This is a genomic window from Methylophaga muralis, assembly GCF_001720165.1.
Taxonomy (GTDB): domain Bacteria; phylum Pseudomonadota; class Gammaproteobacteria; order Nitrosococcales; family Methylophagaceae; genus Methylophaga; species Methylophaga muralis.
The window spans coordinates 1-15,085 of the sequence record NZ_MCRI01000043.1 but is presented as its reverse complement, the minus strand read 5'-3'; the positions used below and the strand labels follow the sequence as shown (position 1 = coordinate 15,085).

The window sequence follows — 15,085 nt, the reverse complement described above, 5'->3', positions numbered from 1 at the left end:
ACCGTAGAATAGAAATCAGACCCTAGAGACCTAAATTCAAAGGAACCAACATGATTGATCCCAAAAAATTCGATGAAATCGCCGACACCATTACCCGTGCATTGCCACCTGGCTTGTTGCAGATGCGTGATGATGCTGAAAAAAATATTCGTGCTGCAATGACTTCCACGTTCAATAAACTGGATTTAGTAACTCGTGAAGAATTTGAAGTTCAATCGCAGGTTTTATTGCGTACTCGTGAAAAACTCGAAGCGTTGGAAAAACGTGTCGAAGAGCTGGAGCAGTTAAACAATAAATAGACGTTTTACCATAACTAAAAAGGAAGTTAGAGAGAGATGAAAAAATCAGTAATTTTGGTCCCGTCAACGTTGTTGATGTTGATCATGCCAATGATGGCAAGCGTTCAGGCAGATACGTCATCACAATCTGCGACTACTATCAGTCAAAACCAGCAGCAAAATCTGCAGGGACAATGGGTCGATACTTCCGGTCGTGGAGTTTTGACTTTTGACAATGGCAAAGCCTATTTATCAGATACTGGTGAAGCCGATCCGCAAAATACCTATCAGGTGGAATTATCTGCTGATGGTCAATTAACCCTGACACCGGCAGAGGGCAGCAAAGCCTCAAACAGAGCCATTAAGACGCAGGTTGATTGGCAAAAACAAAGCTTCAGTTTTAATAACGGTTTGTACAACTTTGTGCGTCCGCCACAGATCACAGAGCAGGAACTAGACGGCTTTTGGCACGAAGAAGCTGAGCTGCAAGGTGCTAAACATATCCGAGCCATGGAATATAAAAATAACGCTTCCAGCTATGATTATCACTGGTGGCGGGTGACACCAGCTTTGGGAACGTTCCAGAAAGGTGTGGATCGTGATGTTTCATTAAAACTCAGTCATGGTTTTGTGTTTACTGATCCAAGTTCCAGCAGCAATTATGTGCATTACGCCATCAAAAAAGACGGTGATACGATTCAGTATGTCGATCGTAACGGTGCCACCTGGTCAGAAACCAAAACCGATAGCCTTTATGTTTACGAAGTACCTAAAGGGTATAAAGAGATGAAAGACTGGATGACAGCCCGCTAACTCAGGCGTATATTCCTTCAAATTTTTATTAAAGAGAGCCGTATGTCTACATTCGAAAATGTCACGGTGACCCGTGAAGCCAATATCTATTTCGATGGCAAAGTAACCAGCCGCAAAGTGACATTTGAGGATGGCAGCTATAAAACACTTGGCATCATGATGCCGGGCGAATACAAATTTGGTACCGAGAAAGCCGAGTTAATGGAAATTCTTGCCGGACAATTGCGTTACCGTCTGGATGGTGACACTGATTGGACACCGATTACCTACGGTCAGTCATTCAATGTACCGGCCAATTCATCTTTCGATATTGAGATCACTGAACTGGTCGATTATTGCTGCAGTTATCTCGATTAAGTTTTCACCTAATCTGTTCTATAAAAAAACCGCCGTCTGTTATGGACTGGCGGTTTTTTTATGAGAAAAATTCGGAATTAACTCGGCCTACTGTAACTAAATGGTCATCTAACCTTCATTTGCCAGTCATATTTAAACCTTAGCATTCCATTGTGAACCGCAATACTGCGGTGCTTAATATTGCGAAAGGTGATGATATGGCGTTTAGCAAAACACCTCAGCCGATTCTGTCGATTGAGAATCTGGGGATTACCTATCCCGGTGGGATCGAAGCTCTCCGTTCAACTTCAATTGATTTTCAACGCGGTGAATTTAATGTGCTGCTCGGGCTCTCCGGTGCTGGAAAATCCTCGTTATTACGAGCACTTAATCATTTAGTGAAACCCACCTCGGGCAAAGTCACCTCAGCCGAATTTGGTGTGTTGGATAATCAACGTACTTTACGTCGTCATCGGCGTAAAACCGCCATGGTGTTTCAACATCATCAACTTATCCTGCGTCATACCGCACTGCAAAATGTATTGATGGGCCGTCTTGGTTATCACTCATTTTTACGAAGCCTGCTGCCGATGCCTCAAGCAGATTTGGAGCTGGCGTTACATTGTCTGGATCGGGTTGGACTGGCTGACAAAGCCTTATCACGGGTCGATCAATTATCCGGTGGTCAGCAACAACGTGTGGGTATTGCTCGTGCATTGGCTCAACAGCCAACTATCATTTTGGCGGATGAACCGGTCGCCAGTTTGGATCCGTCAACCTCAGAAAAAGTCCTGTCTCAATTAAAACAAATCTGTGCAGAAGATGGCATCACCGCCATCGTTTCCTTACATCAACTCGAATACGCCAAACGCTTTGCTGATCGCATTATTGGCCTAGCCAATGCGCAGGTGGTGTTTGACGCAGCGCCTGATCAGCTGGACGACAAGCAATTGGCATTAATTTACCAACAACCCGTCAGTCAGAGAAAAGCTGAATTTACTAAAGATAAACAACAACCATCTGTTCAACAAAAATTACCTCAAAAAACTGCAACACAACTGGAGATTGCCCGATGAAACTGTTTAAACAATTACTGTTAGCAACATCCATGCTGGTGACAGCCATAGCGCCCAGCATGGCTGCTGATGCCGATCCGGATACGCTAAAAGTAGCGTTACTACCTGACGAAAATGCTTCCGAGTTGATTATGCGTAATCAGCCGTTGAAAGATTATCTGGAAGCTACGCTGAATAAAAAAGTGCAATTGATAGTGACCACCGATTATTCATCAATGATTGAAGCCATGCGCTTTGGCCGTATTGATTTAGCGTATTTTGGACCGCTTTCTTATGTCATGGCCAAATCAAAAAGTGATATCGAACCATTTGCCGCAATGGTAATTGATGGTGTGCCAACGTATCGCTCGATCATCATTGCTAATGTGAATTCTGGTATTGAGTCTTATGCGGATATCAAAGGCAAAAAAATGGCCTATGGCGACCGGGCTTCAACTTCTAGCCACCTCATCCCAAAAACGGTATTAATCGAGGAAGGTGGTATCGAAGCTGACACTGATTATGAACAACATTTTGTTGGCACCCATGATGCGGTTGCAGTGAATGTTGCTAACGGCAATGCCGATGCCGGTGGTCTTTCTGAAGTGATTTTCAATTTTGTAGTTGAACGCAAGCTGATTGACCCTGCCAAGGTGAAAGTGATTGGGCACAGCAAACCTTTTCCACAATATCCATGGGCGATGCGTTCTAATCTGGATGACGATCTGAAAGCGAAAATAAGAGATGCATTTGTCAGTCTGGATGATGAAGAAGTACTGAAAGCTTTCAAAGCCGAGGGTTTTGCGCCGATTACTGATGCTGATTACGACGTAATTAGAGATATGGGCAAATTGCTCAATCTTGATTTTTCCAAAATGTAAGGGCGCTTTATGAGCACGCAAGTCATTACCCAGCAAGATATGCTGAAACGTTACAGTCAGCGCTGGAAAAAACAAACCCTGCAGGTGGTGGCCTTATTGGCCATCATCCTGCTTGCAGCCTGGTATGTGAATGTACTCAACTTTGAATTACTGGCAAATGGTTTGCCAGCGATTGGTACCTTAGCCGGTGAGTCATTTCCCCCCGACTTTACCAATATCCGTAACTGGTTTTCTCCACTGTTAGACACTCTGGCAATGAGTATTGCCGGAACGGCGATTGCCGTGATGTTTTCGGTGCCAATGGCGTTTCTGGCAGCTCGCAATACCTCACCACATGGTGTGGTGTTTCAACTGGCACGTATTGTTTTAAATGCACTGCGATCGGTGCCTGAACTGATCATGGGTATTATTTTTGTTGCAGCAGTGGGCTTTGGTGCGTTGCCAGGTGTGCTGGCGTTGGCATTACATTCAATTGGTATGGTCGGTAAATTCTTTGCCGAAGCCATTGAACATGTTGATGAGGCTCCGGTTGAAGCAGCCCGTGCGGCAGGTGCATCACCGATGCAAGTGTTGTATCACGCGATTCTGCCTCAGGTTATGCCTCAATTTGCTGATGTGGCGATTTATCGCTGGGAATACAATTTCCGTGCTTCCACAGTAATGGGCATGGTCGGTGCTGGTGGTATTGGTTTTGAGCTGATGGGCTCACTGCGGATTATGCAGTATCAGGAAGTATTTGCGATTTTGCTGGTGATTCTGGTGATGGTCACATTAGTTGATGCGTTAAGCGGTGTATTACGCAAAAAATTTAAGTAAGGGATGACGATGAAACCTAAATTGGTAATTACCCATAAAGTGCATGATGAAGTGCTGGAAATGCTGGCACCGCATTGTGATTTGATAACCAATCAGACTACTTTCAGCCTGTCACGCAGCGATACCATTCAACTGGCGCAGGATGCTGATGCATTGATGGTATTTATGCCCGATAAGGTGGATGCCGAATTTTTACAAGCCTGCCCAAAGCTGAAAGTGATTGGTGCGGCGTTAAAAGGTTATGACAATTTTGATGTCAATGCCTGCACAGAAAATGATGTTTGGCTGACCTTTGTGCCGGATTTATTAACGGTTCCTACCGCCGAATTGACCATCGGTTTAATGGTTGGATTGATTCGACATATTAGAGTGGCTGATGAACATGTGCGAAGTGGTTACTTCAAAGGTTGGCGTCCACAGTTTTATGGACTGGGTGTGGAAGGCTCGACCATTGCCATTATCGGCATGGGTGCGATTGGACAGGCCATTGCCCAACGGCTTAACGGTTGGGACGCCCAGCTGCTTTACACCGATCAACAAGCTTTAGATTCTGAACAGCAAGCTGCTTTAAACCTTGAATTTATGTCATTAGATGAGGCGCTTGCCAAGGCTAATATCGTCATTATGGCATTGCCATTAAACTCACAAACCCAGCATCTGATGAATCAACAGCGTTTACAGCAGATGCAGCCAGGCTCTTTTCTGGTTAATCCTTGTCGTGGATCGGTGGTTGATGAAGCTGCTATTTTACGATTGCTGGAGAGTGGTCACTTAGCCGGCTATGCCAGTGATGTGTTTGAAATGGAAGATTGGGCACGTGATGATCGGCCAAATGAGATTGATGCAAATCTGTTAGCGCATCCCAACACCTTGTTTACGGCACATATCGGCTCGGCTGTGAGCGCTGTGCGTTTGGCAATTGAAAAGCGTGCTGCCGAAAATATTCTGCGAGTATTAGCTGGAGAGCAGCCAATAGATCCAGCCAATCACCTTGGCTCAGTAAAGGATGCATCATGCTCAATCTAATCTGGCTTAAAAGTTTGATAACACTGATAGAACAGCAGAGTTTTCAAGCCGCTGCCAATGCATTGGGAATAGCCCAACCCACTATTACCCAGCATATTCAGAAACTGGAAGAAATGCTCTCAGTTCCTTTGATACAACGCGGACGAACTGGTTGCCAGCCCACCGAATCGGCTTTGCGATTATTACCATACGCTGAGAGCATGTTGCGTCTCCACGATAGGGCATTAGCTGCTGTGCAAAAGCCTAATGTCAAAGTTGGGGCCAGCTCGAATATTGGTATCTATTTATTGCAACCCTGTTTGCAGGATTATTTCAGCCATCAGCCAACAGCATTGAAGAATCTGGACTTGGTGATCGAAGCGAACCCGAACATCGTCGAGAAACTGGAAAACGCTGAAATTGATATTGCTTTAACTGAATGGTGGTCACCCAAAGCCGGCTTTGAATCGCTGGAGTGGAAAACCGAATCGTTAGTGATGATAGTCCCCGTTGGCCACCCGCTGGCAAAGCTGAAAACGATAAGCAAATCCATGCTGGCCGGTCTGGAATTAATTGGTGGCGAAAGTGGCAGTGGAACCGGGCGTTTGTTGAAACAGTATTTACAGGGTTTTAAGCAGATGCCGACTATTACCATGCAGTTAGGCAGCACCGAAGCAGTGAAACAAGCTGTACGGGCTGGATTGGGGATTTCGCTAGTATTTGCATCAGCGGTGGTAGATGAGGTTAAACATGGCAGTTTGTGTGCGATACCGTTGGAAGGCGATGCGCTTAAAAAATCCATTCAATTAGTCTGGCGGCAAGATCCTTTCATCACAAATAAACGACCGGATTTTGTTGAATATTTGCTACATTCGAAAAACTAGAGCTAGGAATTTTTCCTGTATTATGAGATTCTATATCAGGAATTTTTCCTATATAGAAATTCTATACTTGGAATAAATATTTAGTTTTCATTGCTCTTGTGGGTAGAGAATGGATTTTTTGAACACAAATGGAGCTTTAAATGAAAAATCAAACAATCCCTACAATGACAATTCTGGCGCTAATGACGGCGGGTCTTTTCTCTACAGCTGCTCATGCAGATAAACATTCTGGCCTAGATGTTTGTGTTGCTTCTGCGATGGAAATGCATCCAGGTGAGATTGTTTCACTGCGTGCTGAAATGGAAGATAAAAATCATCAGTTCGAGTTGGATATCAAAGGCGATGACGGTAAAAATTGGGAAGTAGAGTGCGACTCTAAAACCGGCAAAGTGCTAGAAACTGAGCGTGAAGTTGCTGCTGACGATAAAGAATTTACTTCACAGGCAAAAGTACGTTTAGATGCAGCTTTAAAAACAGCATTAGACGCTTATCCTGGTGCGGTCATGAAAATTGAATATGAAATCGAAGACAGTGGTCCTAGTTATGAGTTTGATATCAAAACTGATGATGGAAAATTGTTAGAAGTTGAAGTCGATGCAGTTTCTGGTGAATTAAAACCAGTTGAAACAGTGTTGTACCAAATCGGTGGTGAATAAGCCTTAATGGTTTGTTGAGATAACACCTCAAAACTTAAAAAGCCCCGTTAATTTAACGGGGCTTTTTTTTGCATGATACTAAAGCTCTAATCCCAGTCATAGACTAAATTTAAACGATAATTTGTGTCAGTAGTTTCTGCATCAAGTGCGGGTTGACTGTTGTACTGGCTTCTAAGACTTGCTCGCAGCTTCCAAGCTTCATCATTAGTGATAGGCATTTCAGCACCCACATTAGTTACCAATAAATAATTTTGCCCGGGGCTGCTAAACGATGGGTAATAGGTCAAATCATGGAACAAACTTAGACGACTATTAAGGTTGTAATTGGTTTCATAGCCAAATACCGCAGTAGGATCTTTTTCATTAGTGCCATCGGAATAGCTTTCAAAACGATAACCGACACCAGCGAAGCCTTTGAAGATTAAATCCGGTTCACGAATAAAAAATCGCCCCAGACTGGCAGTAGTAATTGCTCGTAAATCCAGCTCTTCAAAATCATCGATTTCAAAATCGGCACTGCCACGGGCAAAATAGTTTTCACTGATATCACGTTCTAATTTAATGCCTGCCAGTTTTTCGTTTTCGGTTTGCTCGTCATTTTCCTTGGCATAATTTATTTCCAGATACATGCCCAGTCTTTCATTTGCTGTTTCCCGGTGCAGTTCCCCTCGGCCAGTGACCGCCATTCTGTCAGTGTTACCACTGGCACCTTGTACACCAAACGCCAGACTTCCACTCCACGGATCCAACAAGGCTTCACGTTCTGCTCGAAGTTGCTGAACCTCAGCTGTGTAAGTTTCTTCAAGCTTCGCTTTTTCCTGCGCCTGAGCGGTTTTGATTTGTTCAATTTCCTGCTGATACTGCTGTTCCAGTTGTGCATTCTGCGGTTGCACAGCATCTGTTTCCCACAGTGTATTAATGCGTTTTGGATCAATATCCACCGTACCAAAAGCGGTTCCGGTCAATTGATGCTGACCTTGTTCATTCACCGTTAGCTGACCCACAACACGGTCATTGCTATCCAGTTCGATTAGATGTTTTTGATCAGTACTAATTTGCGTAACCCGACTGAAATCAACGGTAACTTCACTGGCAAATGCCGTGTCCATGATGACCTTGCCATCAGAGATTTGTTTGATAGAACCTTTAAGGAGACTGCCATCATCAAGCAGAATCTGATCTGCCGCGAGGCTGGTGGAAGTGAAAAGAAGAATGGTGGAAATAGCGGTGCTCAATCGACGTTGAAGCATGATTTCTCCGTGTTTGATTAAGGTCTTCCGTGAATCTATGCCGATTATTTGATGGATAACCTTTGGTTCAAAAATGCTTTACCAAGGATGCGAAACCGAAGCTTTATAAATTGACTGAAACGTTATTTTTGAAACGATTTATTCGCGGTCTGGAAAAACGACTCCAAAAGACCCTAAAAAATAAAACGTGAAAATCGCGTGAAACTGATAACCAGTTTTGATTAAGACCCGTTTGAGCTTCATCTGGTAACTCATATCCGTTAGAATCAAAACACACTAATTTTCCAGGGAAGGAATATGAGTATTGCCACGGTTTACAGTCGTGCTTTGACCGGTATTTATGCTCAGGCAGTGACGGTTGAGGTGCATCTTTCCAATGGTTTGCCGAGTTTGTCGATTGTCGGCATGGCCGAAACGGCGGTCAAGGAAAGCAAGGATCGCGTTCGTTCTGCGTTGATTAACTCTCAGTTCACTTTTCCTCAGCAACGTATCACTATCAATCTGGCTCCTGCAGATTTGCCTAAAGAGGGCGGGCGGTTTGATTTACCGATTGCGTTGGGCATTCTGGCAGCTTCCAATCAAATTCCGGTGCAATCATTAAGCAATATGGAGTTTATCGGTGAGCTGGGTCTGACCGGTGAATTAAGGGCGGTTCGCGGTGTATTACCTACTGCGTTAGCGACGTCTGAGGCCAACCGACAATTAATGGTGCCGTTTGAGAATGCTGAAGAGGCGGCGCTTACTGAACAGGGTGAGAGTTTTGCTGCGAAGACATTGTTAGAAGTCTGTTCACATTTGCATGATCAATTACGATTACCGACCAATCTGAATAAACAGCAACATATTCAAAACAATTACGCTGATTTAGCTGATGTACGTGGCCAGGCTTCTGCTCGACGAGCTTTGGAAATCGCAGCAGCTGGCTCACATAGCATACTTTTTGCTGGGCCACCCGGTACCGGAAAAACCATGTTAGCCAGTCGTTTGCCTGGAATTTTGCCGCCAATGAGTGAGCAGGAAGCGATTGAAACGGCCACAATTCATTCAATCTCTTCAGCAGGTTTTCAGGTAGAAAACTGGATGCAACGACCATTTCGAGCACCGCATCATACGGCTTCGGCAGTGGCCTTAGTCGGTGGAGGCAGTCAGCCTAAACCGGGTGAGATTTCGTTGGCGAATCATGGCGTGTTGTTCCTTGATGAGCTTCCTGAATTTGATCGAAAAGTTTTAGAAGTTTTACGCGAGCCAATTGAATCTGGAAAAATAACTATTTCCCGCGCTGCCAATCAAGCGGAATTTCCCTCTAAATTTCAATTGGTTGCTGCGATGAACCCCTGTCCCTGCGGTTATTTGGGGCAGGCAAGGTGTCATTGCACAGAAGAGCAAGTCAGGCGCTACCGTGGTAAGATCTCCGGCCCGTTATTGGATCGCATTGATATGTTGATGGAGGTGCCGGCAGTGGATAAAAAACTGTTGCGGCCTCAGCCTGATGATGTTCCTCCTGAGTCCAGTGAAGTGGTTCGTCAGCGGGTGATTCAGGCACGGCAGATTCAACTTGAGCGTGCCAACAAAGCCAATGCGTCCCTGCAACATAAAGAACTAGAGGTTTTTTGCACCTTGTCAGATCATGATTTTCAATTAGTAGAAAAAGCCATCAGCCGTTTTGGCCTGTCGGCACGAGCTTATCATCGTATTTTAAAAGTGGCCCGAACCATTGCTGATTTAGCCGGTTCACCTGACATTCAAACAGTCCATTTAACAGAAGCCATTGGCTATCGACGCCTCGACACAGCGAATTAATATTTAGTGAAAGATCTCAATCCGCAACAGCGGGAAGCTGTGCGTTACATCGATGGACCGTTGTTAGTGTTAGCTGGTGCCGGCAGTGGCAAGACGCGAGTTATTACCCGCAAGATTGCCTATCTGATCGAGCAATGCGGCATCAAAGCCAGCAATATCGCTGCTGTAACCTTTACCAACAAAGCCGCTCGTGAGATGAAGGAGCGCGTCGCTGATTTGATGTCTACCCGACAAGCCTCAGCACGGGGTTTGATGGTTTCGACATTCCATACGCTTGGTTTGAACATCCTACGTCGTGATGGCAAATCATTAGGCTATCGTCCTGGTTTTTCCATTTTTGATGCACAGGATTCACTGGCAGTTTTTCGCGATCTTATGGGACGTGATTTTGCGGCTGACAGCGATCATGCTCAGGAAGTGCAAAACCTGATTTCAAACTGGAAAAACCAGTTGATTCTGCCCGAGCAGGCTGCTCAGATTGCCGATGGTGCCCAAGAAGAATTTGCTGCCAAGGTTTATCCACGTTATGTGCAGGCATTGCAGGCATATAACGCTGTGGATTTTGATGATCTGATTTTAAAACCGGTGATTCTGTTTCGTGAACATCGTGATGTTTTGCAGAAATGGCAGGCGAAAATTCATTACCTGCTGGTGGATGAATATCAGGATACCAACGGCTGTCAGTATGAGCTAGTTAAGCAACTGGTTGGCATTCGTGAAAAGCTCACTGTGGTGGGTGACGATGATCAATCGGTGTATTCCTGGCGTGGTGCACGACCGGAAAATCTGGTGCAGCTGCAAACCGACTTTCCTAGATTAAATCTGATTAAACTCGAACAGAATTACCGTTCCATGGGCCGCATCCTGCGTGTCGCCAATAAACTCATCAGCCATAACCCGCATGTGTTTGAAAAGAAACTATGGAGTGCGATGGGTGAGGGCGATGCCATTCGGGTAATCGGTTGTCGAGATGACGAGCATGAATCGGAAAAAGTCATTTCCGAGCTGCTATATCACAAGCTCAAACACCAGGCGAGTTTTAAGGATTATGCGATTTTGTATCGCAGTAACCATCAGTCCCGCTCTTTGGAAAAAGTATTACGCGAACACAGCGTGCCGTATTTTCTGACAGGCGGAACCTCGTTTTTCTCGCGCGTCGAAGTCAAAGACATCATGGCCTATCTGCGTCTGCTAGCCAATCAGGATGACGATAATGCCTTTTTACGGGTCATTAACACGCCACGTCGAGGCATTGGTTCATCTACCTTACAGGCGCTCGGTGAATACGCTGCCAAACGCAACACCAGTATGTTTGGGGCCTGTTTTGAAATGGGATTGGCGGAAAGTCTGCCGCCTAAGTCAGTACAGAATCTGGAAATCTTTACTCGCTGGTTAATTGATATTGCTGATCGCGCTGCACGAGGCAATTTGCTGGATGCCATCAAAGATATGATCGAAGAAATCAATTATCGTGGCTGGCTGGAAGAAGTCAGTGGCGATCCGAATAAAGCCAATCGTCGTATGGAAAATGTCGATGAATTGGTGGGCTGGATCGAACGGATGATTGATCAGGACACTGAAGAAAAATCGATTGGTGATATTGCTGCCCGTTTAACGCTGATGGATATCATGGACCGCCAGGCTGATGAAAATCAGGCCGATGCGGTACATTTGATGACATTACATGCCGCTAAAGGGCTGGAATTCCCGCATGTCTTCATTGTCGGAATGGAAGAAGAAATCCTGCCGCATCGAACCAGTATTGAAGAGGATTCCATCGAAGAAGAAAGGCGTCTGGCGTATGTTGGCATCACAAGAGCACAACGTAGCTTGGTGATGACACTGGCCAATACCCGTAAACGTTACGGTGAAAAGGTGGAGTGTGAAGAAAGTCGTTTTCTTCGAGAGTTACCGCCAGAGGATTTGATCTGGATGACCGAAAAAACACAGGTTGATCCAGAAGAACGAAAAGAGCGTGGCAAAGCGCATTTATCTAACATTCGCGATATGCTTAAGTAACATATTGATCGGATTAGTAATAAGCGGGTGAAGCATCGCCCCACGATGAAGGCAAAAAATATGAAAACAAAACTTCTTTTCTTGGCAATGTTGGTGCCCGGCTTGGCAAATGCTCAAGTGATGCTTGAACAAACTCAAGCCGAAAGTGGCAGTTACTATAAAGGCGTATTACTGGTAACTCAAGGCTGCGATACTTCGGCCACCACACAAATCACAGTCGATATTCCTGAAGGTCTGCAATTTGCACAACCTATGGCTAAAGCGGGTTGGCAGTTAGAAGTCGTCAGAAGCCCGATTGAAAGACCGTTCTTTCGGGACGGAATTGAGATAACTGAAGCCGTACGGCAAATCACTTGGTCAGGTAATTTACTGCGGGACAGTCATTTTGATGAATTTGTCTTCCGTGGTCGTATCGGTGTCGGTGCCACCAGCGTGCTCTATTTTCCGGTGACCCAAAAATGTGAAAGTGGTGAATTGCATTGGGATCAGATTGCTGAAACCGCAGTAGAAACCCGTGGACAAATTCAGGGGAAATATCGTGAAATGGATGTTGAAGAAACCGAAGTACCGGATCAACACAAAGCGATGAACCACGACATGGATCATTCAGCCGATCATAGTCAGCATAAAGCCCATCAGCATCAACACCAGCATGGCAAAACGATGGGTGAATCTGAACATTCGGTGGATCATAGTCAACATAAAAGCCATCAGCATCAACATGGTCAGACTAAAGATGAAACTGATCACTCAGCCCATCAACATCATCAGATGGATATGACTGACGAAGCTGAGCAGGAAATGGATCATTCAGTCCACGCCGGTCATGGACAAACCACACTGCAATACCCAGCACCGTTTGTCAAAGTGGTTGATGGTACGGGTGAGCATCACCACCATTAATTCTATTTAGCAAAATAAAAAAGGCCCGGTTTTGAATTAAAACTGGGCCTTTTTTTATGCATTACCGTTGATTAGGTTCTCATGGTGGCGTGGGAGGCTGCGGCATAGGCGGTGCCTTTTCGGCCTCTTTCTGTTTATCATTATCCGGGTCATCTGCCGGCTGATAGGTTCCTTCTGAAGGATCTGGAACCTGAGGCGATTTTTCAGATTCCTTCTCTTTTTCAGAGAGCTTTTTAGATGCGGCGATAATAGTCGAAATGCTAGCTGATCTTTGTTGATTTATTTGCTGTAGTGTCATGATGTTGATTCCTTAAGGTTATTAAAGAGGACATCTATCTTGCAGTAATAGCAGAGTGAAACGCTTTGATTGGTGGATTTTAGTCAGAACAGATGCGGTTCAATAATCACGCGCTTGTATCACAACAAGTAAATGCTTTTTCAATTAGACGTTACTACAAATCAATAGAGTGACAGTTAATCTGCATCAATATGGTCAATATCTGACAAGTTTATGAAAGTAGTGATACGGTGAACATTTCTATGTTTAGCGTATAAATTGAGAATAAAGACGTCCACCAAAGATTTGACCCACATCAACTGTTGGTGAGTCTAACCCCAGTAAACTTATACTCTAGCTAAAAACAATATTTGCCAGACAAGGATTACAGCAATATGAAACTTCGCTTTCTCGGTGGTACCAGCACAGTAACCGGTTCCCGCTATCTGCTTTCTGATGATAACCACCGATTGCTGGTGGATTGTGGTTTGTATCAAGGGGTGAAAACACTGCGGCGACGTAACTGGGCACCGTTTCCGGTGGATCCTTCAACAATCAATGCCGTGGTACTTACTCATGCTCATATCGATCATTCTGGCTACTTGCCCGCACTGGTGAAAAACGGTTTCAAAGGCAAAATATACTGCACAAAGGCCACCCATGAGCTGTGTAATGTGTTGTTGCCAGATGCCGGTTATCTTCAGGAAGAAGACGCCAAATATGCTGCTCGCAAGAAGTTCTCAAAACATGAGAGCCCGGAACCATTATTTACTGAAAAAGATGCCAGAGAAGCGTTAAAACACTTCGAATCCCTGCATTACCACGAAACATTTGAGCCGGTAAAAGGCTTTGAAGTCAGCTTCACACCTGCAGGGCATATTCTGGGCTCATCCTGTGTGCATGTTCATCACAAAGGTTCAGACCGCACAGTGGTATTTACGGGTGATGTGGGACGACAAAACGACATTATCATGCGACCACCAGAACCGCTGCAGCACGCAGACGTACTGGTGTGCGAATCCACCTACGGCGACCGCCTCCATGGTGAATCAGATCCAGAAGCTGTACTTGCAGAAATCATTACCAAAACTGCAGGCCGTGGTGGCATCACGCTGATGCCAGCTTTCGCTGTTGGCCGAGCACAAATGCTGCTTTATGTGGTGCATAAGCTGATGGAAGAAGGCAGGATTCCTGACATGCCGGTATACCTGAACAGCCCGATGGCTATCAAGGCCACCGAGGCTTTCATCAAACATCACAAAGAACATAAGCTGGATCAAAGCCAGTGCGCGCTGATTGATGATCAAACTCAATACGTCCGCACTGTAGATGAAGCCATCGAACTGGACACTATGCGCTACCCATGTGTGATTGTTTCGGCGAGTGGAATGGCCTCTGGTGGTCGGGTGTTGCATCACCTTAAAACCTTATTACCCAATCCACGTAACAGCATCGTATTCGCTGGCTTTCAGGCCCCTGGTACTCGTGGGGATGCTTTGGTAAATGGTGCCCAAAAGGTCAAAATCCACGGTGCGTACTGGCCGGTAAAAGCCGAAATTCATAACCTGGATTCCATGTCCGCCCATGGTGATTACAACGAAATCCTGGCTTGGTTAGAGCAGGGCAATCTTAAACCCGATAAAGTTTATGTCACCCACGGCGAAGCCGTTGCCAGCGACACCATGCGTAAACACATCACTGAAAAATTCGGTTGGGATACTGAAGTGCCAGAACTGTTTGAGGAAGTTGATATTTGAAATAGGGCCAATAGTCACATTAGGCCAAATAAAAATGGCTCAGTTTTGAATTAAAACTGGGCCATTTTTTTGTCCGTAATTTGATATTCATCGGCTTTTAAAAAATTAACCACAGAGACACAGAGGGCACAGAGAATAACTATTAATTGTTATCCGGCCTGTATTTAAGCCGTCTGAAGTACAAAATTACATCTGAAAATCACTAACTATCTGAGGTAAATCAGAGGGTTGTGTTATTTAAAAAAACGGTTTAAATTGTGATGAATCTCACATTTTGGTGGTCGATATGGATATCCAGCTTGCACCAACTGCATTCAACGCCTGTTCGGGCAGAAAATTAATCATAAATCATTCA

Annotated in this window: 15 protein-coding genes; 13 read left to right on the top strand and 2 right to left on the bottom strand. The window is 45.0% G+C overall.

Annotated elements, in window-relative coordinates; translation table 11 throughout:
• Positions 1 to 50 precede the first annotated feature (50 nt).
• From ubiK to A9E74_RS12170, 9 genes are all read left to right on the top strand, one after another.
• The gene (gene ubiK, locus A9E74_RS12210; RefSeq protein WP_069296895.1) at positions 51 to 299 is read left to right on the top strand and encodes a ubiquinone biosynthesis accessory factor UbiK; all 249 of its coding nucleotides are present in this window, start codon (positions 51 to 53) and stop codon (positions 297 to 299) included.
• A 36-nt stretch (positions 300 to 335) separates the two neighbouring features.
• Complete coding sequence (locus A9E74_RS12205; RefSeq protein ID WP_069296894.1) at positions 336 to 1,091, top strand: hypothetical protein; 756 nt, start codon at positions 336 to 338, stop codon at positions 1,089 to 1,091.
• 42 nt (positions 1,092 to 1,133) lie between these two features.
• A complete protein-coding gene (gene ppnP, locus A9E74_RS12200) occupies positions 1,134 to 1,448 on the top strand; it encodes a pyrimidine/purine nucleoside phosphorylase (protein WP_069296893.1) in 315 nt (104 codons plus the stop codon).
• Positions 1,449 to 1,600: 152 nt separating this feature from the next.
• Complete coding sequence (gene phnC / locus A9E74_RS12195) at positions 1,601 to 2,503, top strand: phosphonate ABC transporter ATP-binding protein (protein ID WP_425412322.1); 903 nt, start codon at positions 1,601 to 1,603, stop codon at positions 2,501 to 2,503.
• Positions 2,500 to 3,363 (top strand): phosphate/phosphite/phosphonate ABC transporter substrate-binding protein, encoded by an 864-nt coding sequence (phnD, locus tag A9E74_RS12190; RefSeq protein ID WP_069296892.1) that lies wholly within the window; start codon positions 2,500 to 2,502, stop codon positions 3,361 to 3,363. Before phnC ends, phnD begins: the two co-directional genes overlap by 4 nt.
• Before the next feature lie 9 nt (positions 3,364 to 3,372).
• A complete protein-coding gene (phnE, locus tag A9E74_RS12185; RefSeq protein WP_069296891.1) occupies positions 3,373 to 4,179 on the top strand; it encodes a phosphonate ABC transporter, permease protein PhnE in 807 nt (268 codons plus the stop codon).
• A gap of 9 nt (positions 4,180 to 4,188) precedes the next feature.
• On the top strand, positions 4,189 to 5,205 hold the full coding sequence (locus tag A9E74_RS12180) for a phosphonate dehydrogenase (protein ID WP_069296890.1): 1,017 nt from the start codon (positions 4,189 to 4,191) through the stop codon (positions 5,203 to 5,205).
• Entirely contained in the window at positions 5,193 to 6,068 is an 876-nt protein-coding gene (locus A9E74_RS12175) for a LysR family transcriptional regulator (protein WP_069296889.1), read from the top strand. The genes A9E74_RS12180 and A9E74_RS12175 overlap by 13 nt, the downstream gene beginning before the upstream one ends.
• Before the next feature lie 140 nt (positions 6,069 to 6,208).
• The gene (locus A9E74_RS12170) at positions 6,209 to 6,724 is read left to right on the top strand and encodes a PepSY domain-containing protein (RefSeq protein WP_084003082.1); all 516 of its coding nucleotides are present in this window, start codon (positions 6,209 to 6,211) and stop codon (positions 6,722 to 6,724) included.
• A gap of 86 nt (positions 6,725 to 6,810) precedes the next feature.
• Here A9E74_RS12170 and A9E74_RS12165 read toward each other — a convergent pair whose 3' ends face one another.
• Positions 6,811 to 7,974: a DUF481 domain-containing protein gene (locus tag A9E74_RS12165; protein ID WP_069296888.1), complete on the bottom strand. Its 1,164-nt coding sequence runs from the start codon at positions 7,972 to 7,974 to the stop codon at positions 6,811 to 6,813.
• Positions 7,975 to 8,271: 297 nt separating this feature from the next.
• Here A9E74_RS12165 and A9E74_RS12160 point away from each other — a divergent pair, with 297 nt between their 5' ends.
• Genes A9E74_RS12160 through A9E74_RS12150 form a run of 3 tightly spaced genes read left to right on the top strand, consistent with a single transcriptional unit; the run spans position 8,272 to position 12,696 of the window.
• Positions 8,272 to 9,774, top strand: a complete 1,503-nt coding sequence (locus tag A9E74_RS12160) for a YifB family Mg chelatase-like AAA ATPase (RefSeq protein WP_069296887.1) — start codon at positions 8,272 to 8,274, stop codon at positions 9,772 to 9,774.
• 6 nt (positions 9,775 to 9,780) lie between these two features.
• Positions 9,781 to 11,793: a DNA helicase Rep gene (gene rep / locus A9E74_RS12155; protein ID WP_069296886.1), complete on the top strand. Its 2,013-nt coding sequence runs from the start codon at positions 9,781 to 9,783 to the stop codon at positions 11,791 to 11,793.
• Between the two features lie 60 nt (positions 11,794 to 11,853).
• Complete coding sequence (locus A9E74_RS12150; RefSeq protein WP_069296885.1) at positions 11,854 to 12,696, top strand: YcnI family copper-binding membrane protein; 843 nt, start codon at positions 11,854 to 11,856, stop codon at positions 12,694 to 12,696.
• A 79-nt stretch (positions 12,697 to 12,775) separates the two neighbouring features.
• On the opposite strand, the gene A9E74_RS12145 is transcribed toward A9E74_RS12150, so the two are convergent.
• Entirely contained in the window at positions 12,776 to 12,994 is a 219-nt protein-coding gene (locus A9E74_RS12145; RefSeq protein WP_069296884.1) for a hypothetical protein, read from the bottom strand.
• Positions 12,995 to 13,368: 374 nt separating this feature from the next.
• On the opposite strand from A9E74_RS12145, the gene A9E74_RS12140 reads away from it, so the two are divergent.
• A complete protein-coding gene (locus tag A9E74_RS12140; RefSeq protein WP_069296883.1) occupies positions 13,369 to 14,730 on the top strand; it encodes an MBL fold metallo-hydrolase RNA specificity domain-containing protein in 1,362 nt (453 codons plus the stop codon).
• Positions 14,731 to 15,085: the final 355 nt, after the last annotated feature.